Annotated in this window: 16 protein-coding genes; 8 read left to right on the top strand and 8 right to left on the bottom strand. The window is 65.7% G+C overall.

Annotation, left to right across the window (positions count from 1 at the left end):
• Positions 1-33: 33 nt before the first annotated feature.
• The 3 genes from ACIGJC_RS13240 to ACIGJC_RS13230 are packed head-to-tail and all read right to left on the bottom strand — an operon-like array spanning position 34 to position 1398.
• Positions 34-261 (bottom strand): DUF2798 domain-containing protein, encoded by a 228-nt coding sequence (locus ACIGJC_RS13240; protein ID WP_483709350.1) that lies wholly within the window; start codon positions 259-261, stop codon positions 34-36.
• 37 nt (positions 262-298) lie between these two features.
• Positions 299-859 carry a flavodoxin family protein gene (locus tag ACIGJC_RS13235; RefSeq protein ID WP_483709349.1) on the bottom strand — a complete coding sequence of 187 codons (561 nt, stop codon included), beginning with the start codon at positions 857-859 and terminating at the stop codon, positions 299-301.
• Between the two features lie 44 nt (positions 860-903).
• The gene (locus ACIGJC_RS13230; RefSeq protein WP_483709347.1) at positions 904-1398 is read right to left on the bottom strand and encodes a DUF2938 domain-containing protein; all 495 of its coding nucleotides are present in this window, start codon (positions 1396-1398) and stop codon (positions 904-906) included.
• Positions 1399-1478: 80 nt separating this feature from the next.
• Here ACIGJC_RS13230 and ACIGJC_RS13225 point away from each other — a divergent pair, with 80 nt between their 5' ends.
• Complete coding sequence (locus tag ACIGJC_RS13225) at positions 1479-1910, top strand: helix-turn-helix domain-containing protein (protein WP_483709345.1); 432 nt, start codon at positions 1479-1481, stop codon at positions 1908-1910.
• A 548-nt stretch (positions 1911-2458) separates the two neighbouring features.
• Here ACIGJC_RS13225 and ACIGJC_RS13220 read toward each other — a convergent pair.
• Positions 2459-3367 carry a LysR family transcriptional regulator gene (locus tag ACIGJC_RS13220; RefSeq protein WP_483709343.1) on the bottom strand — a complete coding sequence of 303 codons (909 nt, stop codon included), beginning with the start codon at positions 3365-3367 and terminating at the stop codon, positions 2459-2461.
• 264 nt (positions 3368-3631) lie between these two features.
• Here ACIGJC_RS13220 and ACIGJC_RS13215 point away from each other — a divergent pair, with 264 nt between their 5' ends.
• Both ACIGJC_RS13215 and ACIGJC_RS13210 read left to right on the top strand, forming a co-directional pair.
• Positions 3632-3838 (top strand): hypothetical protein, encoded by a 207-nt coding sequence (locus ACIGJC_RS13215; RefSeq protein WP_483709341.1) that lies wholly within the window; start codon positions 3632-3634, stop codon positions 3836-3838.
• A 199-nt stretch (positions 3839-4037) separates the two neighbouring features.
• Positions 4038-4589: a ferritin-like domain-containing protein gene (locus ACIGJC_RS13210; protein WP_483709340.1), complete on the top strand. Its 552-nt coding sequence runs from the start codon at positions 4038-4040 to the stop codon at positions 4587-4589.
• A gap of 25 nt (positions 4590-4614) precedes the next feature.
• On the opposite strand, the gene ACIGJC_RS13205 is transcribed toward ACIGJC_RS13210, so the two are convergent.
• A complete protein-coding gene (locus ACIGJC_RS13205) occupies positions 4615-5754 on the bottom strand; it encodes an AI-2E family transporter (protein WP_483709338.1) in 1140 nt (379 codons plus the stop codon).
• A gap of 154 nt (positions 5755-5908) precedes the next feature.
• Positions 5909-6238, bottom strand: a complete 330-nt coding sequence (locus ACIGJC_RS13200) for a hypothetical protein (RefSeq protein ID WP_483709337.1) — start codon at positions 6236-6238, stop codon at positions 5909-5911.
• Positions 6239-6419: 181 nt separating this feature from the next.
• Between ACIGJC_RS13200 and ACIGJC_RS13195 the strand changes: the two genes are divergently transcribed.
• Positions 6420-6761, top strand: a complete 342-nt coding sequence (locus tag ACIGJC_RS13195) for a hypothetical protein (RefSeq protein ID WP_483709335.1) — start codon at positions 6420-6422, stop codon at positions 6759-6761.
• Here the strand turns inward: ACIGJC_RS13195 and ACIGJC_RS13190 are convergent.
• Together ACIGJC_RS13190 and ACIGJC_RS13185 are read right to left on the bottom strand one after the other, a co-directional pair.
• Positions 6739-7128 (bottom strand): nuclear transport factor 2 family protein, encoded by a 390-nt coding sequence (locus ACIGJC_RS13190; protein WP_483709333.1) that lies wholly within the window; start codon positions 7126-7128, stop codon positions 6739-6741. The genes ACIGJC_RS13195 and ACIGJC_RS13190 overlap by 23 nt on opposite strands.
• A 72-nt stretch (positions 7129-7200) precedes the next feature.
• Complete coding sequence (locus ACIGJC_RS13185) at positions 7201-8460, bottom strand: CaiB/BaiF CoA transferase family protein (protein WP_483709332.1); 1260 nt, start codon at positions 8458-8460, stop codon at positions 7201-7203.
• 149 nt (positions 8461-8609) lie between these two features.
• On the opposite strand from ACIGJC_RS13185, the gene ACIGJC_RS13180 reads away from it, so the two are divergent.
• The 4 genes from ACIGJC_RS13180 to ACIGJC_RS13165 all read left to right on the top strand — a co-directional run bounded on the left by ACIGJC_RS13180 (position 8610) and on the right by ACIGJC_RS13165 (position 13304).
• Positions 8610-9416 carry an IclR family transcriptional regulator gene (locus ACIGJC_RS13180; protein ID WP_483711539.1) on the top strand — a complete coding sequence of 269 codons (807 nt, stop codon included), beginning with the start codon at positions 8610-8612 and terminating at the stop codon, positions 9414-9416.
• A gap of 88 nt (positions 9417-9504) precedes the next feature.
• The gene (locus ACIGJC_RS13175) at positions 9505-10521 is read left to right on the top strand and encodes a Bug family tripartite tricarboxylate transporter substrate binding protein (RefSeq protein ID WP_483709330.1); all 1017 of its coding nucleotides are present in this window, start codon (positions 9505-9507) and stop codon (positions 10519-10521) included.
• Between the two features lie 40 nt (positions 10522-10561).
• Complete coding sequence (locus ACIGJC_RS13170; protein WP_483709328.1) at positions 10562-11737, top strand: acyl-CoA dehydrogenase family protein; 1176 nt, start codon at positions 10562-10564, stop codon at positions 11735-11737.
• Between the two features lie 367 nt (positions 11738-12104).
• Positions 12105-13304, top strand: coding sequence for a formylglycine-generating enzyme family protein (locus ACIGJC_RS13165; protein WP_483709326.1), 1200 nt, complete (start codon positions 12105-12107; stop codon positions 13302-13304).
• Positions 13305-13346 lie beyond the last annotated feature (42 nt).

The raw sequence follows: 13346 nt of genomic DNA, 5'->3' as shown, positions 1-13346 counted from the left end.
CGGTGGGCACGGCTGGTAACAGCCGTTGCATTGCTACTCCTTCACGACGAGGGCTTGCACAGCCCTGCGAGCCACCGGCGTGACCAGCAAAACGGCCGGAAACGCAACGAGCCATGCCGTCAGCCATGCGCTGGCCCACATGCCGGCAAAGTCCGGCACCAGGCCGACGGCGCGATACGTCGAGATGCCGGCAACGATCAGGGACATCAGCCCGGACAGCACCAGGCTGAATAGCGGCGGGCCGTATTTTCTTGGGATCATCGGAGTTCCTCCGTTCATTTGCGCGGCATGCGCCGCTTCAGCGCATGCGGTGCAGCGTCTCGGCGAAGTTCCTGCCGAACATTCTGGCGGTCTTTACATCGCCAGGAGCGAACGCATCCGGCGCGGCCGAGTGCGCGGACTGGGCCATCAGTCCCGACCACGATCCCAGCCGGTTGGCGGCTTCGTCATAGGGAACGCCGGCGTGCTGCTCGGGCAGGATAGGGTTGCCGACCCACAACATCCCGTGCTGCATGGAGAACACGAACATCGACATCAGCGTCGACTGCTTGTCGCCGGCAGGCAGCGACGACACGGTGAAGCCGGCGGCGAGCTTGCCCTTGAGCTGCTGCGTTCGCCACAGGCCCCCGGTGGCATCCATGAAGGTCTTGAAGGGACCGGAGACACCGCCGAGGTAGGTTGGCGTGCCGAGGATATAGGCGTCATACCCGAGCAGCTCCTCCGGAGCTTCGGTGAGGTCCCTGGCCGGGAGCAGCCGAGCCTCGGTATGGGCCACGCCTGCTGCGCCTTCCTGCACACAAGTGGCAATGTGTTTGGTGTGCCCGTGGGCGCTGTGATAGATGATGGCGAGTTTCTTCATGGATCGCTCCAGTTGGCGTTGTGCGGGCTTCGGCAGGCTTGCGCTCATTGCGCGAGACAGGCGACGGCGAGCGCGGCAAGGTACAGGCCGAAGCCAAAGATGGTGTGGTTGGCGAAGCTGCGCAGGCAGTTCCTGAGCGGCGTCGGCGTTCGCGATGCTGCAAAGCCCGATCCCATCGCCGGCTGCATCACGAACAGCGGCGCCGCGACGGTGGCCATGCCCACAAGCACTGCCGGCAGCACCGTAGGGCTTTGCGCCCAGTCCATCCCATGAATCGCTATGAGCAATCCCGCGAACGCGATGCCGATCGCATAGTGCGTGAGCCAGCCCAACGCGCGTTCGCCGGGAATTGGGCGCGCTTGCCCGATGGATGTGTGCGCGAAAGTGCCGTGAAACAGGTGCCCGACCCACCGGCCAATGAATGCGAAATTGAGTGTCGGCACGCCTATGCGCTTGAGGAGCGTCAGCCAGACGTCCATGAAAGCGGTGGCGCCGATCCCGATGGCAATGATCGTTGCGATTTCTGGCAGGCGTGTCATGAGAGCCCCTTGCGGTTGACTTGCGGAAACGATGTGGCCACTATAGAAGTTGAAGTCAACTTCAAGTCAAGGGCCGTCTCATGGATATCTCCGAAGTCGCAAAGCTCACCGGTGTGCCGGCGTCGACACTGCGCTACTACGAGAAGAAGGGGCTCATCGTGTCGCTGGGGCCGCAAGGTGCGCGGCGCAGGTTTGCCGACGGCGTGGTGGATCAGCTGGCCTTGATTTCTCTTGGGCAGACGGCGGGGTTCTCGCTGGACGAGATCCGCTCCATGTTCTCGCCCGATGGCCAGCCGCACATCGACCGGCAGTTGCTGCGGGACAAGGCCGACGAGATCGACGCGCTTATCAGGCGGCTACGGGCAATGAGCCACGGGCTGCGGCACGCGGCGGAGTGCCCGGCACCGAGCCATGCGGAGTGTCCGACGTTCCGCAAGCTGGTCAAGGCTGCGGGGTCGGGTGCGATGGACAGGAGTCTCGGCAAGGCTGTGTTGAAACGGGGCGCGAGATAGTGCCTTATCGCCGAGCGCTGCGGCGCGGAGGCATCAAGGCCTGCGGCAAGATGCGAGATGCCAATCGAAGGGAAGGCGCAATGCGCGCCTCCCTCAGTGTCTGCACGGTTGCTTCTTGAGCATCTGGGTTCTGAGGTAGCCACCGTCCTTAGTGGTCGCGACCATAGTCAGAGAGCGGCTGTACAACGTTTTGCTGGTGAGGCACGAAGCGGATCGCTGCATAGCCCTGGAGTGGGACGCCAACGTCAATGGGACAGACGGTGCCAGCGGGCTGTGTCGGAAGGGACGCGGTCAAGTTGACACGGTAGAAGTTCTTGGCCGAGCCAGGTTCCGCCAGCACGGCGGTACCCGTCAACACACAATTTTGGGTGTCATTTGTGTAGGTGCCATTGACATTCCCCTGGTCGTCAACCGAGATATCGAAGTCATTCTGTTTCCGGTCTCCCGGAATGCTTGCTTGTCTAGTGGTTTAAGAGAATTCCGATGGTTTAGGACGCGCCGGTATCGCTGGCGCACAACAGGCTTGCGATGGCGCGAGGGAAAGGGAATCAGTCCGTACCCGTGCCGCCTCCCGGCTCAAGCAGATGCCGCACCAGCAACTGCGCGGCCACGGGTAGTGCCTCCATGCTGCGCACGGCCAGCAGGAACTCGCGCATGGCCAGCGCATCGGCGATCGGCACGATGCAAAGCGGCATGGTCGCTCGGTTACGTTCGGCGATCGCCTCCGGCAGGATGCCGATGCCAAGCCCGGCGCTGACCATCACGCACAAGGCGTCGAAGCTTGTCACGCGGATGCGCAGTTTCAGGGGGCAGTGCAGGTCCTGTGCGGCGCGCAACAGGGCGACATCGATGGCGCTGCCGGTGTGCATGCTGACCAGCTCATGCTTGAGCAGGTCGCGCAGCGTGACATGCGGTCGATCGCACAGGGCATGTCCTCCCGGCGTAATCACGACGAGGCGGTCCCGGCGGAAAGGAAAGGTCTCCAGTCCCGGCACGGGCAGGATCGGCACATAGATGCCGATATCTGCCGCATTCTCCGCAATGGCTTTTGGCACTTGCGAACTGGTCCTCTCTTCAAGCTCTAGCTGGACGGTAGGGTATTGCGAGGAGAACGATTGCAGCGGCTGCGCCAGGAACTGCAGGATCGCAGACAGGCTCGAGCAGATACGGACCACGCCCCGCACGCCGGCCGCAAAGCTCTGCATCTGCGCCCACACCTGATCGAGCTCATGCAACGCACTGCGCGCCAGCGTCAGTAGTGCATGGCCGGCGGGCGTCGCTTCCACGCCCTTGTTGGTGCGCACGAGCAACTGGGTCCGCAACTGGCTTTCCAGCTCGCTGAGGCGCTTGCTGACGGCAGCGGCCGAGATGTGTTCGCGCTCGGCCGCCGCGGCAATCGTTCCCTTTTCCACCACATGGATGAAGAGTTGCAGGGAAAGCGGGTCAAGTTGGCTCATGTCGTCCGCGGCACTCGTCCGTGGCGCCTGGTCTTGCCTTGAATTTTCGTTATGGCGGCATCGCCAATCATTGCTTTGCGCAGGCGCCTTCCCTTACCAGAATAGCAACCTGTCCGGACGGCGCTGTCTGGGCGACACGGCCCGAGGCGTGTCGATGCGCCGCCGCGGTTGCCGGTGCGCGAAAGCGGCCGACGCAGCGAGAAGATCGAGGATCAGGCCGCACACCCCCAGTGGTGCAGGCCAGGATGCAGAATCGGAGACAAGATGCTCACTCACCACGAAGTTTCGGCGTTGATTCTTGTGCGGAACGCGCCATACCAAGCGACCAGCACGCTGGAACTCGAAGAGCTCGCGAGCAAGGGCATGATCCAGTGGGAAGAGCGCGGCATCAGGCGGCCGCGGCCATGCCTCACGGCGCTGGGCGAGAAGTTCTACACCAACGTAGTCGAGCGGATGCGCGTGGCGGCATAAGGCACGCGCGACGGTTTGCAATTTCTCGTCACCCCTTCCCGTCGCGTACCGTGCATTTTTTGCACGCCGCGATGCGGTGTTGCCGCTACGACGTTGATGAACCAGAGGCGCCCGCTTGGCATGTTTTTCGCGTCACACCCCCATTCATCCCACCCCGGACTGCGCGTCCCCCTGCGCGCCATCCGTACAGGAGCCCGTGATGACGACAACAACACCCTTCCTCACAGACGTCAAGACCCTGCGCGAGCGCGCGCGCAAGCATATCGACGATGGCGCGGTGACGGCCGGCTATGCGGCGGATCGCGACACTGTGCTGAAGCTGCTCAATGACGCGCTGGCCACCGAGCTGGTCTGCGTGCTGCGCTATCGGCGCCACTACTTCATGGCCAAGGGTCCGAACTCGAAGAGTGTCGCCGATGAATTCCTCGCGCACTCGAATGAAGAGCAGGGCCATGCCGACCAGATTGCCGAGCGCATCGTGCAGCTCGGCGGCGAGCCCGATTTCGCGCCCAACGGGCTGACCAGCCGTTCCCACGCCGAGTATGTCGAAGGCAAGACGCTGACCGACATGATCCGCGAAGACCTGGTGGCCGAGCGCATTGCGATCGACAGCTATCGCGAGATCGTCAAGTTCCTCGGCGATCGCGATCCGACCTCGCGCCGCATGATGGAAGAGATCCTTGCCGTGGAGGAAGAGCACGCCGACGACATGGCGGACCTGCTGGCACGCCAGGGCGGGGAACAACGCTGATGCGGCCGCCGGGCGGCGGCCGGCTTCAGCTCACGCGCGGAGGCGCTGGCGACAGCGTCTCGGCCGGCTGGGGCTGCACGCCTTCGACCGGCGCGGCGGCAGGCTCGTCGACCCACAGCCAGAACAGGCGGTAGCCGACCGACAGCATCACCGGCCCGATGAACAGCCCGATGATGCCGCCGCTGATCATGCCGCCGAGCGCGCCGATCAGCACCACCGGCATCGGCACGTCGACGCCGCGCCCCAGCAGTAGCGGCTTGAGCACGTTGTCGGCAAGACCGGCCACGAACACATAGACGGCGAAGACGATCGTCGTGACGCTGGCGCCTTCCGTGACGAAGACGTAGACAATGACCGGTATCGTGATCAGCGTCGCGGGCAGCTGCATGATGCCCAGCAGCAGCACGGCCAGCGCCAGCAGGCCGGCGCCGGGAATGCCCTTCATGATGAACGCGACGCCGATCAGCAGCATCTGGATGAAGGCGATGCCCACCACGCCCTGCGCCACGGCGCGAATGGTCGCGGTGCACAGCTCCACGATGCGCAGGCCACGGTCCGGCCCGACAATGCGCGACGCAATCCGCTGCGCGCTGCGCGTGCCCATTTCGCCATACGCCATGATGATGCCGGCGATGATCAACGCAAACACGAAGATAAGCAGCCCCGTGCCGACGCCCGCGAGCTTGCCCAGCATCAGGACACTGAACTCCTTCAGTTGGGGCGCGACTTTCATCAGCAGGCCACTCAGGTCGTTGGCGGCCTGTTGCCAGAATTCGTAAAGCTGCTGGCCTATCAGCGGCCACTGGGATACCGCGTCGGACGGCGGTGGGATGCGCAGGTTTCCGCCCTTGACGATCTCGATCGCGCGCTCCACGGACTCGAACACGGCGAGACCCAGCAGGTACGCCGGCACCAGGATGATCAGGATCGACAGCACGATGATCAGCGTGGCGATGTGTCCCTCGCTGAGGCCCATGCGCCCGCGCAGCCGCACCTGCAGCGGATAGATCGTGACGGCCAGGATCAGCGCCCAGACCACCAGGTCGAAGAACGGGTGGAAGATCTCGAAGCAGAATATCACCAGCGTGGCGATCAGCCCCGCGCGAATCAGGACGTCCAGCAACCCGCGGGACAGCGCCCGCTCGGAAATGGATGTTTGCAGCATCGCTTGTCTCCTGGCAGGGCGCGGCCGGACGCCAGTCCGATGACGGAACGCTGGCTGTGCGACGGCCGCGGAAGGTGCACGGCGCAGAACGCCGGAGTTCAGTCTAGGTCAGCCCGAGTGCCGGATCAAGCTCAAAGACCCGGTGGCGGGACAGCTATTTGTCCGACGCCGCGTCCACCAGCGCGTCCGGCTGTGGCGGCGGCAGCATCAGCGCCAGCGCGGGATTGAGCGCCAGCCAGGGCTGCCATGTCGCGCGCACCATGTCGGCCCACCACTGCATGACATCTTCGAAGGGCAGCGGCGGGGACTGCGCCAGCCAGTGCTCCATGGCGGCGAACGAGGGCGTAGCGCGGATCAGTACGGAAATGACATCGGTATTCTCTTCGGGCAGCCTGTGCCGCATGAGTTCGATATCCATCGTCGGAAGATGTGCGGTGATGCTGGCTTCGGGCATGGTCGGCAACTCCAGTTGGAAGAGAGGCATTGCCCCATTCTTGACGAGGAATGTGTCAACAGCAAGCGGGCGTCGCCAGGCCATTGCAAATCATCGCGCAGCGGTTATGCACGACATCGACAGCGCTTGGCCGAGGCCACTCAGTAAATTGACGGGCCAGGAGAACAGGAGCACCCTGTTGGTATCGTCCTACCATGCAGCGGAGGCCGCCATGCCCACCGACGAATTCAAACCGTTCAAGGCAACCCTGGCAATGCTGCTGCGCGACATGCCAGCGGGAACCACCGCGGACTTCTCCGACGTGGCCGTCGCCTATTGGAACGGCACCAGCGTGGCGGGCTTCTACTTGCGCGACGGCGGGCGGCTCGACGAGGAATTCGAGTTCGACGAAAACGCCTGGGAGAACTGGCGCGATGAACTCGGCGCGTGGCTGGCCGCGCCACATTTCAGCGAACGCGCCGAACTCAAGGCCCGTCTGGCGCGGCCCGAGGCGCGCGCCACCGGCACGCGCCTGGCGACAGTCGCGTGGCTTACGCCGGCGTCGCCGCGCTGAACGTCTTGTTGGCGATACCCCATACGCCATCGATCTCCAGCAGCGTGAAATAGTCGGTGAAGGTCACGCCCGGATACTGCAGCACCACCTTGGCCGTGCCGGCGTTGCCGGTTACATCGAACTGCGTGATGAAGCGCTTGCGCTGCGCCTCGTCCGCGGCGGGCTCGCCCTGGAATCTGGCGGCGATAAACTCCTCGACGCTCAGGCTGTAATACACACCGTCACGGAACGACTGGATGCGCGCATCGGCGTGGAACGCCTTGCGGATGTACTCGCCCTTGCCGGTCGCATGGCCTTTCAGGTAGTTCTCAACTGGCTCCAGTGCGGCAACGTGCTGGGTGGTCGGGCTGGTTTGGTGCGATGTCATGGTCTCTTCCTGTCCGGGCATGGTTCAAGAAGAGATATTGTATTCCATAATTGTATGCAATATGGGTGGCGATCAGATAATCCCCGCCTGGTGCAACGCGTCCAGTTCTTCCGAGCCAAGACCCAGCTCGCCGTAGATTGACGCGTTGTGTTCCCCCACGGACGGACCGGTGCGGGGCGCGGGCGGGATGTGTCCGGAGAACCTCGGCACGACGCACGGGGCGGGGAGCGAGCCGAAATCCGGGTCGGGCAACCGCGTTACCACGTTCCTGGCGCGCAAGTGTGGATCCGCCAGGATGTCTGCCATGCCGAAAACCTTGCTGAACGGCACGCCGTGCCGCTCCAGCGCCACGCTGGCCGCGGCATGGTCGTGTTGCGCGAACCATCCGGCGACGATGGCATCGAGCCTGTCGATGTTGCGCACCCTTTCGACGTTGCCGGCGTAGTCGGCGCTGGTGGCCAGTTCTGGCTGATCCATGGCTTGCGCCAGGCGCGCGAAGGTGGCGTCGGAAGAGGCCACCACCGTGACCCACACATCGTCCGCGGTGCGATACATATTCGATGGCGCGGCATAGGTCGTGCGATTGCCCGCGCGCTGCCGGGCCTGGCCCAGCTGTTCGTATTCGACCGCGAGCGGGTCGAGCAGGCGGAACACGGCCTCGGTGGCGGCCAGGTCGATCTCGCGCGCCGCGGTGTCGCGTCCGCTGCGCTGCTCGGCCACGGCGGTGGCGATGGAGAAGGCGCCGAACAGGCCGGCGATCATGTCGCCAACCGGATAGTTCATGTGCAGCGGGCCGCTTTCGGGCGTGCCGGCCAGATTGGTAAAGCCGCTCATGGCTTCGAAGATGCGCGCAAAACCGGGTCGCGTGGCGGCGGGGCCGGTCTGCCCGAAGCCGGTCAGCCGCAGCACGGTCAGCCGCGGATTCGCCGCGCGCAGCGTACCGATGTCCAGGCCCCACCGGTCCAGCGTACCGGTGCGGAAGTTCTCGACCAGCACATCGAACTGCGGCAGCAGGCGCAGGAAGATATCGCGGCCGCGGGCCGTGCGCACATCAAGCGAAATGCCGCGCTTGCCGCGATTGGTGACCTTCCAGTAGAGCGGGCTGCCGTCCTTGACCGGCGCCAGCGTGCGCAGCGGATCGCTGCCGTCGGGCAGTTCCAGCTTGACCACTTCGGCCCCCATGTCGGCGCACAAGGTCGCGGCAAACGGGCCAGCCACCACCGTGGCCATGTCGAGGATGCGCACACCGGCCAGCGGGCCTTGCGTCGAAGCGGAACAGTCTGCGGAAGAGGGGGTGGAACGGGGCGTTGATGCTGCCGGAGATGCCTGCATGGGAATGACCTGTGGTTGGGCTTCCAGGCAAGGTGGCAGCCCGCGCCGCTGTGCGCAAGCACGGTTCCGCACAGCGAAACCGTCGTGATACAACGTTGACTTCCCCCCTTGCGGACACGAGCATGGAAAGCACGCAACGCCAACCGGAAATGGAACGTCACCCGCTGCCAGGCCTCGCGAGTTCCGATGAACTCTCCGTGGATCGCCAGTTCGCCACCAACCTGGCGCGCGGCCTGGATGTGCTCAGGGCGTTCTCGCCGGACCGTCCCGTGCTGGGCAACCAGGACATCGTGGAACGGACCGGCCTGCCCAAGGCGACGGTGTCCCGGCTGACGTACACGCTGTGCATGCTTGGGTTCCTGAGCCGCGTGGCGTCGAACCAGAAGTACCGGCTGGGCGCGGGCGTGCTGGCGCTGGCGTACCCGATGCTGGCGGGGCTGGCCATCCGGCAGGTGGCCAGGCCGCACATGGAAGCGCTGGCGCGCGAGACCGGCTGCACCGTCAACCTCGGCATGCGCGAGCGCTTGTCGGTGGTGTACGTGGATAGCTGCCGGCTGGACCCGGCCAACTTCTACCAGCCCGACATCGGCAGCACGCGCCCGCTGCTGAGCAGTTCGATCGGCCGCGCGTTGCTGCTGGCTTGCGAGCGCGAAGAGCGCACCGCCGTGCTGAACCGGCTGCGGGTCGAAGACCCGGAGCGCTTCGCCGCGGAGAAGCCGATGTGGGTTGCCGAGCAGAAGCATTTCGCGGAACACGGCTTCTGCGTGAGCCGCGGCGAATGGCGGCGGGAGATCCATGCGATTGCCGCCCCGATCCGGCAGTCGCTCCAGCAGGACGCGTTCGCGCTGAACTGCACGGTGTCGGCCATGCGCGATGCCGGCGACCTGCTGGTTCGCGAGGTGGCGCCAAAGCTGACCGAGGCCATTCGGCAGATCGAACTGGCCTGCGCACGATAGCAGTCGCGGAACCACGTCCCCCGGGGCGCCGCGACGGCAACCTGACCTGTCGTTCACGAAGACGGCGGGCACCCGACAAGGAGACGTGATGCACAGCAGCAAGGCTTGGAGCCGGCACCGTTTTGCCGGCGCAATCGCACGCATGGCGGCGGGTTTGTGCCTGGGCGCCGCCGGAATGGCCGCCGCGCAGGAGCCGGCCGCCGCACGCTTTCCGGAGCACGCGGTCCGCATCATCGTGCCGTTCTCCGCCGGCGGCGTGGTGGATTCGGTGTCCCGCATCGTCGCCGGACGCGTGGCGCAGATCCTGCAGCAGCCGGTCATCGTCGAGAACAAGACCGGCGCGGGCGGCGCCATCGGCACCGACTTCGTCGCCAAGTCCGCGCCGGACGGCTACACGCTGCTCGCCGTCAGTCCGAGCCACGTGGTGGGGCCGCTGCTGAACAGCGCCATCACGTGGAATGCGGAACGGGATTTCCGTTCCATCGCCGGCTTAGGGTTCATCCCCAACGTGATCGTGGTGCCGGCCGCGTCGCCGGCGAAGAGCCTTGACGCCTTGCTGAGTGCCGCGCGCAACCAGCCTGGCGCGGTCACCTATGCGAGCGCGGGTGTTGGTACCTCGAACCATCTTTCCGGCGAACTGCTGGCGCAGATGACCCACGTCAGCCTGACGCACGTGCCCTACAAGGGGCAGCCCGAAGCGCTGTCGGACCTGCTCGGCGCGCGTGTGTCGATGATGGCGCTGACCATCGCCATTGCCGGGCAGCAGGTGCAAAGCGGCAAGCTGCGGGCGCTCGCCGTCACGTCGGCGCGCCGCTCGCCGGCGCTGCCGGACGTCCCCACGGTCGCGGAGGCGGCCCACATTCCCGGCTACGAGGTCGGCGCATGGTTCGGGCTGGTGGCGCCGCGCAAGACCCCGGATGCGGTGGTGAAGAAGCTTGCCGATGCCGTCGCGCAGGCCGTCGCCAATCCGGACATCGCACGGCGCCTGGCAGGCCTGGGCATGGACGTCGCGCCGCAATCGGCACCGGCTTTCGAGCGGTACATCGCAAGCGAATCCCGCAAGTGGACCGGAGTGCTGAAAACGGCCGGCATTGCCTCGCAGTAAGCACGCTGTCCCCAATCTTCCGACCCGTCCTGTTACCACCATGATCCAGAATCCCGCCCGCCTGCAGGCACTGCTTGCCACCCTGCGCCAGTTTGTCCTTGAAACCTGCATTCCACAGGAAGCACAGATCGATCACGACGACTGCATTCCCGAACCGCTGGTCGACGCCATGCGCCAGCTCGGCCTGTTCGGGCACAGCATCCCCGAAGCCTATGGCGGCGCGGGGCTGACATCGGAAGAACTTACGCTGGTCAACATCGAGGTGTCGCAGGCCGCCACGGTGTTCCGCGCCCGCTTCGGCGGCAACACCGGCATTGCCTCGGAGTCGCTCGTCGTCGATGGCACGGCCGCGCAGAAGGCGCGCTACCTGCCGCGCCTGGCCTCCGGCGAGATCACGGGGTGCTTTGCGCTGACCGAGCCCGAGGCCGGCTCGGACGCCACGTCGCTGCGCACCAGCGCGACGCGCGATGGCGACCACTATGTGCTCAACGGGACCAAATGCTTCATCACCAATGCACCGCTGGCGGACCTGTTCACGGTTTTTGCGCGAAGCGAGCCGGATACGCCTGGCGCGCACGGCATCAGCGCATTCCTCGTCGAGCGCGGCACCCCGGGCCTCGACACCAGCGAGCCCGAGCGCAAGATGGGGCAGCACGGCTCGCCCGTCGGTGACGTCATCCTCAGGGATTGCAGGGTCCCCGCCAGCGCCATTGTCGGCGGCGAGCCGGGGCGCGGCTTCACCACGGCCATGAAGGCGCTCAACAAGCAACGCATCAACCTGGCCGGCCTGTGCATCGGCCCGGCGATCCGGCTGGTCGACGAGATGGTTCGCTATGCCCGCGAGCGCGAACAGTTCGGGCGCCCGATCTCGGAGTACCAGCTGGTGCAGCAGATGATTGCCGAAAGCAACACCGACCTGCACGCCGCGCGTGCGCTGGTGCTCGAAACCGCGCGCCGTCGCGACGCCGGCGAGGACGTGACCATGGAAGCATCGATGTGCAAGATGTTTGCTTCCGAAATGACCGGGCGCGTGGCGGACCGGGCAGTCCAGGTATTCGGCGGCAGCGGCTACATGGCGCGCACGGTTGCCGAGCGCTTTTACCGCGACGTGCGCGTGTTCCGGCTTTACGAAGGCACCACCCAGATCCACCAGCTCAATATCGCCAAGCGCACCATGACCGCGCGCGCCGGCGCGCTGGGCGCCACCACCAACTGAAACTGGCAAGGCCAATGCAGGCTTCGGGGCGCGGCCACTGTCTGTCGCGCCCTTTCCACTTTGTCCTGTCGACGTCCCGTTGATGGGACAAATGCTCTGGTCCCATAACTGGCGTTTGTGTGCAGATCGCAGCATAGCAACCGACGTGCATGCGCAGGCACGCAAGAATTCGGGCCGCCTCGCCGAATTGCTGCACACAGCGTTGAATTCGGTGGCGCGTCGGGCCTTTCAGAGACTTGTGTGCGCGTCGATGCGAAATATCTAAAATCACGTGCCAAGAAAACTGAATTCCGTTTCGCTTTTCCTTCTGCAACGATAGCTTCGCGGTGCGCATTACGCACCACTTGTGCTTTGCGGAGGAAGAGCCATGGGCAAGAAGCGCGGGATTTCCGCTGCCACAGCGGTCGCCGCCGCGCCGCGCCGCTGGCGTGGGGCCATGGTCGCGATGCTCGTGTGCGCCGGTGTCGGGGCGGGCTTTGGTGCGACCTGGTGGACGATGCATGGCCGCCACGGCGGCCAGTCGCAGGACATCGTGGTCGGTGATGGCGTGCGCGGCCCGGCCGGCATGGTCCACATCCCCGGCGGCGAATTCCTCATGGGCAGCGACAGCAAGATGGCGCAGGCCAACGAGAAGCCTGCGCACCAGGTGCGCATCCACGGTTTCTGGATGGACCAGCGCCACGTCACCAACGCCGAGTTCCGCAAGTTCGTCGAGGCCACCGGCTACGTCACCACCGCGGAAAAGGCGCCCGACTGGGAAACCCTGAAAGTCCAGCTGCCGCCCGGCACGCCGCGCCCGCCCGACAGTGCGATGGTCGCGGGCGGCATGGTGTTCGTGGGCACCGCGCGCCCCGTGCCGCTGCAGGACTATTCGCGCTGGTGGCGCTACGTGCCCGGTGCCGATTGGCGCCATCCGGGCGGGCCGGGCACGTCGATCGAGGGCAAGGACAACCACCCGGTCGTCCAGGTCTCCTATGAAGACGCGCAGGCCTATGCCAAGTGGGCCGGCAAGCGCCTGCCCACGGAGGCCGAGTGGGAGTTCGCCGCGCGCGGCGGCCTGGAGCAGGCCACCTACGCCTGGGGCGAGAAATTCGCGCCGGACGGCAAGCAGATGGCCAATGTCTGGCAAGGCCAGCAGGGCCAGCCGTTTCCGGTGGTCAGCGCGAAGGCGGGCGGCGCGCTCGGCACCAGCCCGGTCGGCACGTTCCCGGCCAACGGCTACGGCCTCTATGACATGACCGGCAACGCGTGGCAGTGGGTCGCGGACTGGTACCGCGCGGACCAGTTCCGGCGCGAGGCCGCGCTGGGCAAGCTGATCGCCGACCCGGCGGGCCCCGTGGCGTCGTGGGATCCGAGCGAGCCCGGCGTGCCCGTCACCGCGCCCAAGCGCGTCACGCGCGGCGGCTCCTTCCTCTGCAACGAAGACTATTGCCTGAGCTACCGGCCCAGCGCCCGGCGCGGCACCGACCCGTACAACAGCATGTCGCATCTCGGCTTCCGGCTGGTGATGGACGACAGCCGCTGGGCCGAACAGCGCAAGCAGCAGCCGCTGGCCATGGCGCGATAGCCGCGCCGTCCGCCTGCGCCCTTTCCCGATGACCGGAGCACG

The sequence above is a fragment of the Cupriavidus sp. C3SS-1 genome (assembly GCF_057073755.1).
The sequence above is the reverse complement of the archived record's forward strand: the minus strand, read 5'-3'. Positions and strand labels throughout refer to the sequence as shown.

What these genes read in the sequence shown, in the direction of transcription:
- ACIGJC_RS13190 (WP_483709333.1), bottom strand. Translation starts at nt 7,128, where the DNA reads ATGACATCGCACCAAACCAGCCCGACCACCCAGCACGTTGCCGCACTG.
- ACIGJC_RS13170 (WP_483709328.1), top strand. Translation starts at nt 10,562, where the DNA reads ATGATCCAGAATCCCGCCCGCCTGCAGGCACTGCTTGCCACCCTGCGC.
- ACIGJC_RS13235 (WP_483709349.1), bottom strand. Translation starts at nt 859, where the DNA reads ATGAAGAAACTCGCCATCATCTATCACAGCGCCCACGGGCACACCAAA.
- ACIGJC_RS13200 (WP_483709337.1), bottom strand. Translation starts at nt 6,238, where the DNA reads ATGCCTCTCTTCCAACTGGAGTTGCCGACCATGCCCGAAGCCAGCATC.
- ACIGJC_RS13225 (WP_483709345.1), top strand. Translation starts at nt 1,479, where the DNA reads ATGGATATCTCCGAAGTCGCAAAGCTCACCGGTGTGCCGGCGTCGACA.
- ACIGJC_RS13215 (WP_483709341.1), top strand. Translation starts at nt 3,632, where the DNA reads ATGCTCACTCACCACGAAGTTTCGGCGTTGATTCTTGTGCGGAACGCG.
- ACIGJC_RS13210 (WP_483709340.1), top strand. Translation starts at nt 4,038, where the DNA reads ATGACGACAACAACACCCTTCCTCACAGACGTCAAGACCCTGCGCGAG.
- ACIGJC_RS13195 (WP_483709335.1), top strand. Translation starts at nt 6,420, where the DNA reads ATGCCCACCGACGAATTCAAACCGTTCAAGGCAACCCTGGCAATGCTG.
- ACIGJC_RS13165 (WP_483709326.1), top strand. Translation starts at nt 12,105, where the DNA reads ATGGGCAAGAAGCGCGGGATTTCCGCTGCCACAGCGGTCGCCGCCGCG.
- ACIGJC_RS13240 (WP_483709350.1), bottom strand. Translation starts at nt 261, where the DNA reads ATGATCCCAAGAAAATACGGCCCGCCGCTATTCAGCCTGGTGCTGTCC.
- ACIGJC_RS13230 (WP_483709347.1), bottom strand. Translation starts at nt 1,398, where the DNA reads ATGACACGCCTGCCAGAAATCGCAACGATCATTGCCATCGGGATCGGC.
- ACIGJC_RS13185 (WP_483709332.1), bottom strand. Translation starts at nt 8,460, where the DNA reads ATGCAGGCATCTCCGGCAGCATCAACGCCCCGTTCCACCCCCTCTTCC.
- ACIGJC_RS13205 (WP_483709338.1), bottom strand. Translation starts at nt 5,754, where the DNA reads ATGCTGCAAACATCCATTTCCGAGCGGGCGCTGTCCCGCGGGTTGCTG.
- ACIGJC_RS13175 (WP_483709330.1), top strand. Translation starts at nt 9,505, where the DNA reads ATGCACAGCAGCAAGGCTTGGAGCCGGCACCGTTTTGCCGGCGCAATC.
- ACIGJC_RS13180 (WP_483711539.1), top strand. Translation starts at nt 8,610, where the DNA reads ATGGAACGTCACCCGCTGCCAGGCCTCGCGAGTTCCGATGAACTCTCC.
- ACIGJC_RS13220 (WP_483709343.1), bottom strand. Translation starts at nt 3,367, where the DNA reads ATGAGCCAACTTGACCCGCTTTCCCTGCAACTCTTCATCCATGTGGTG.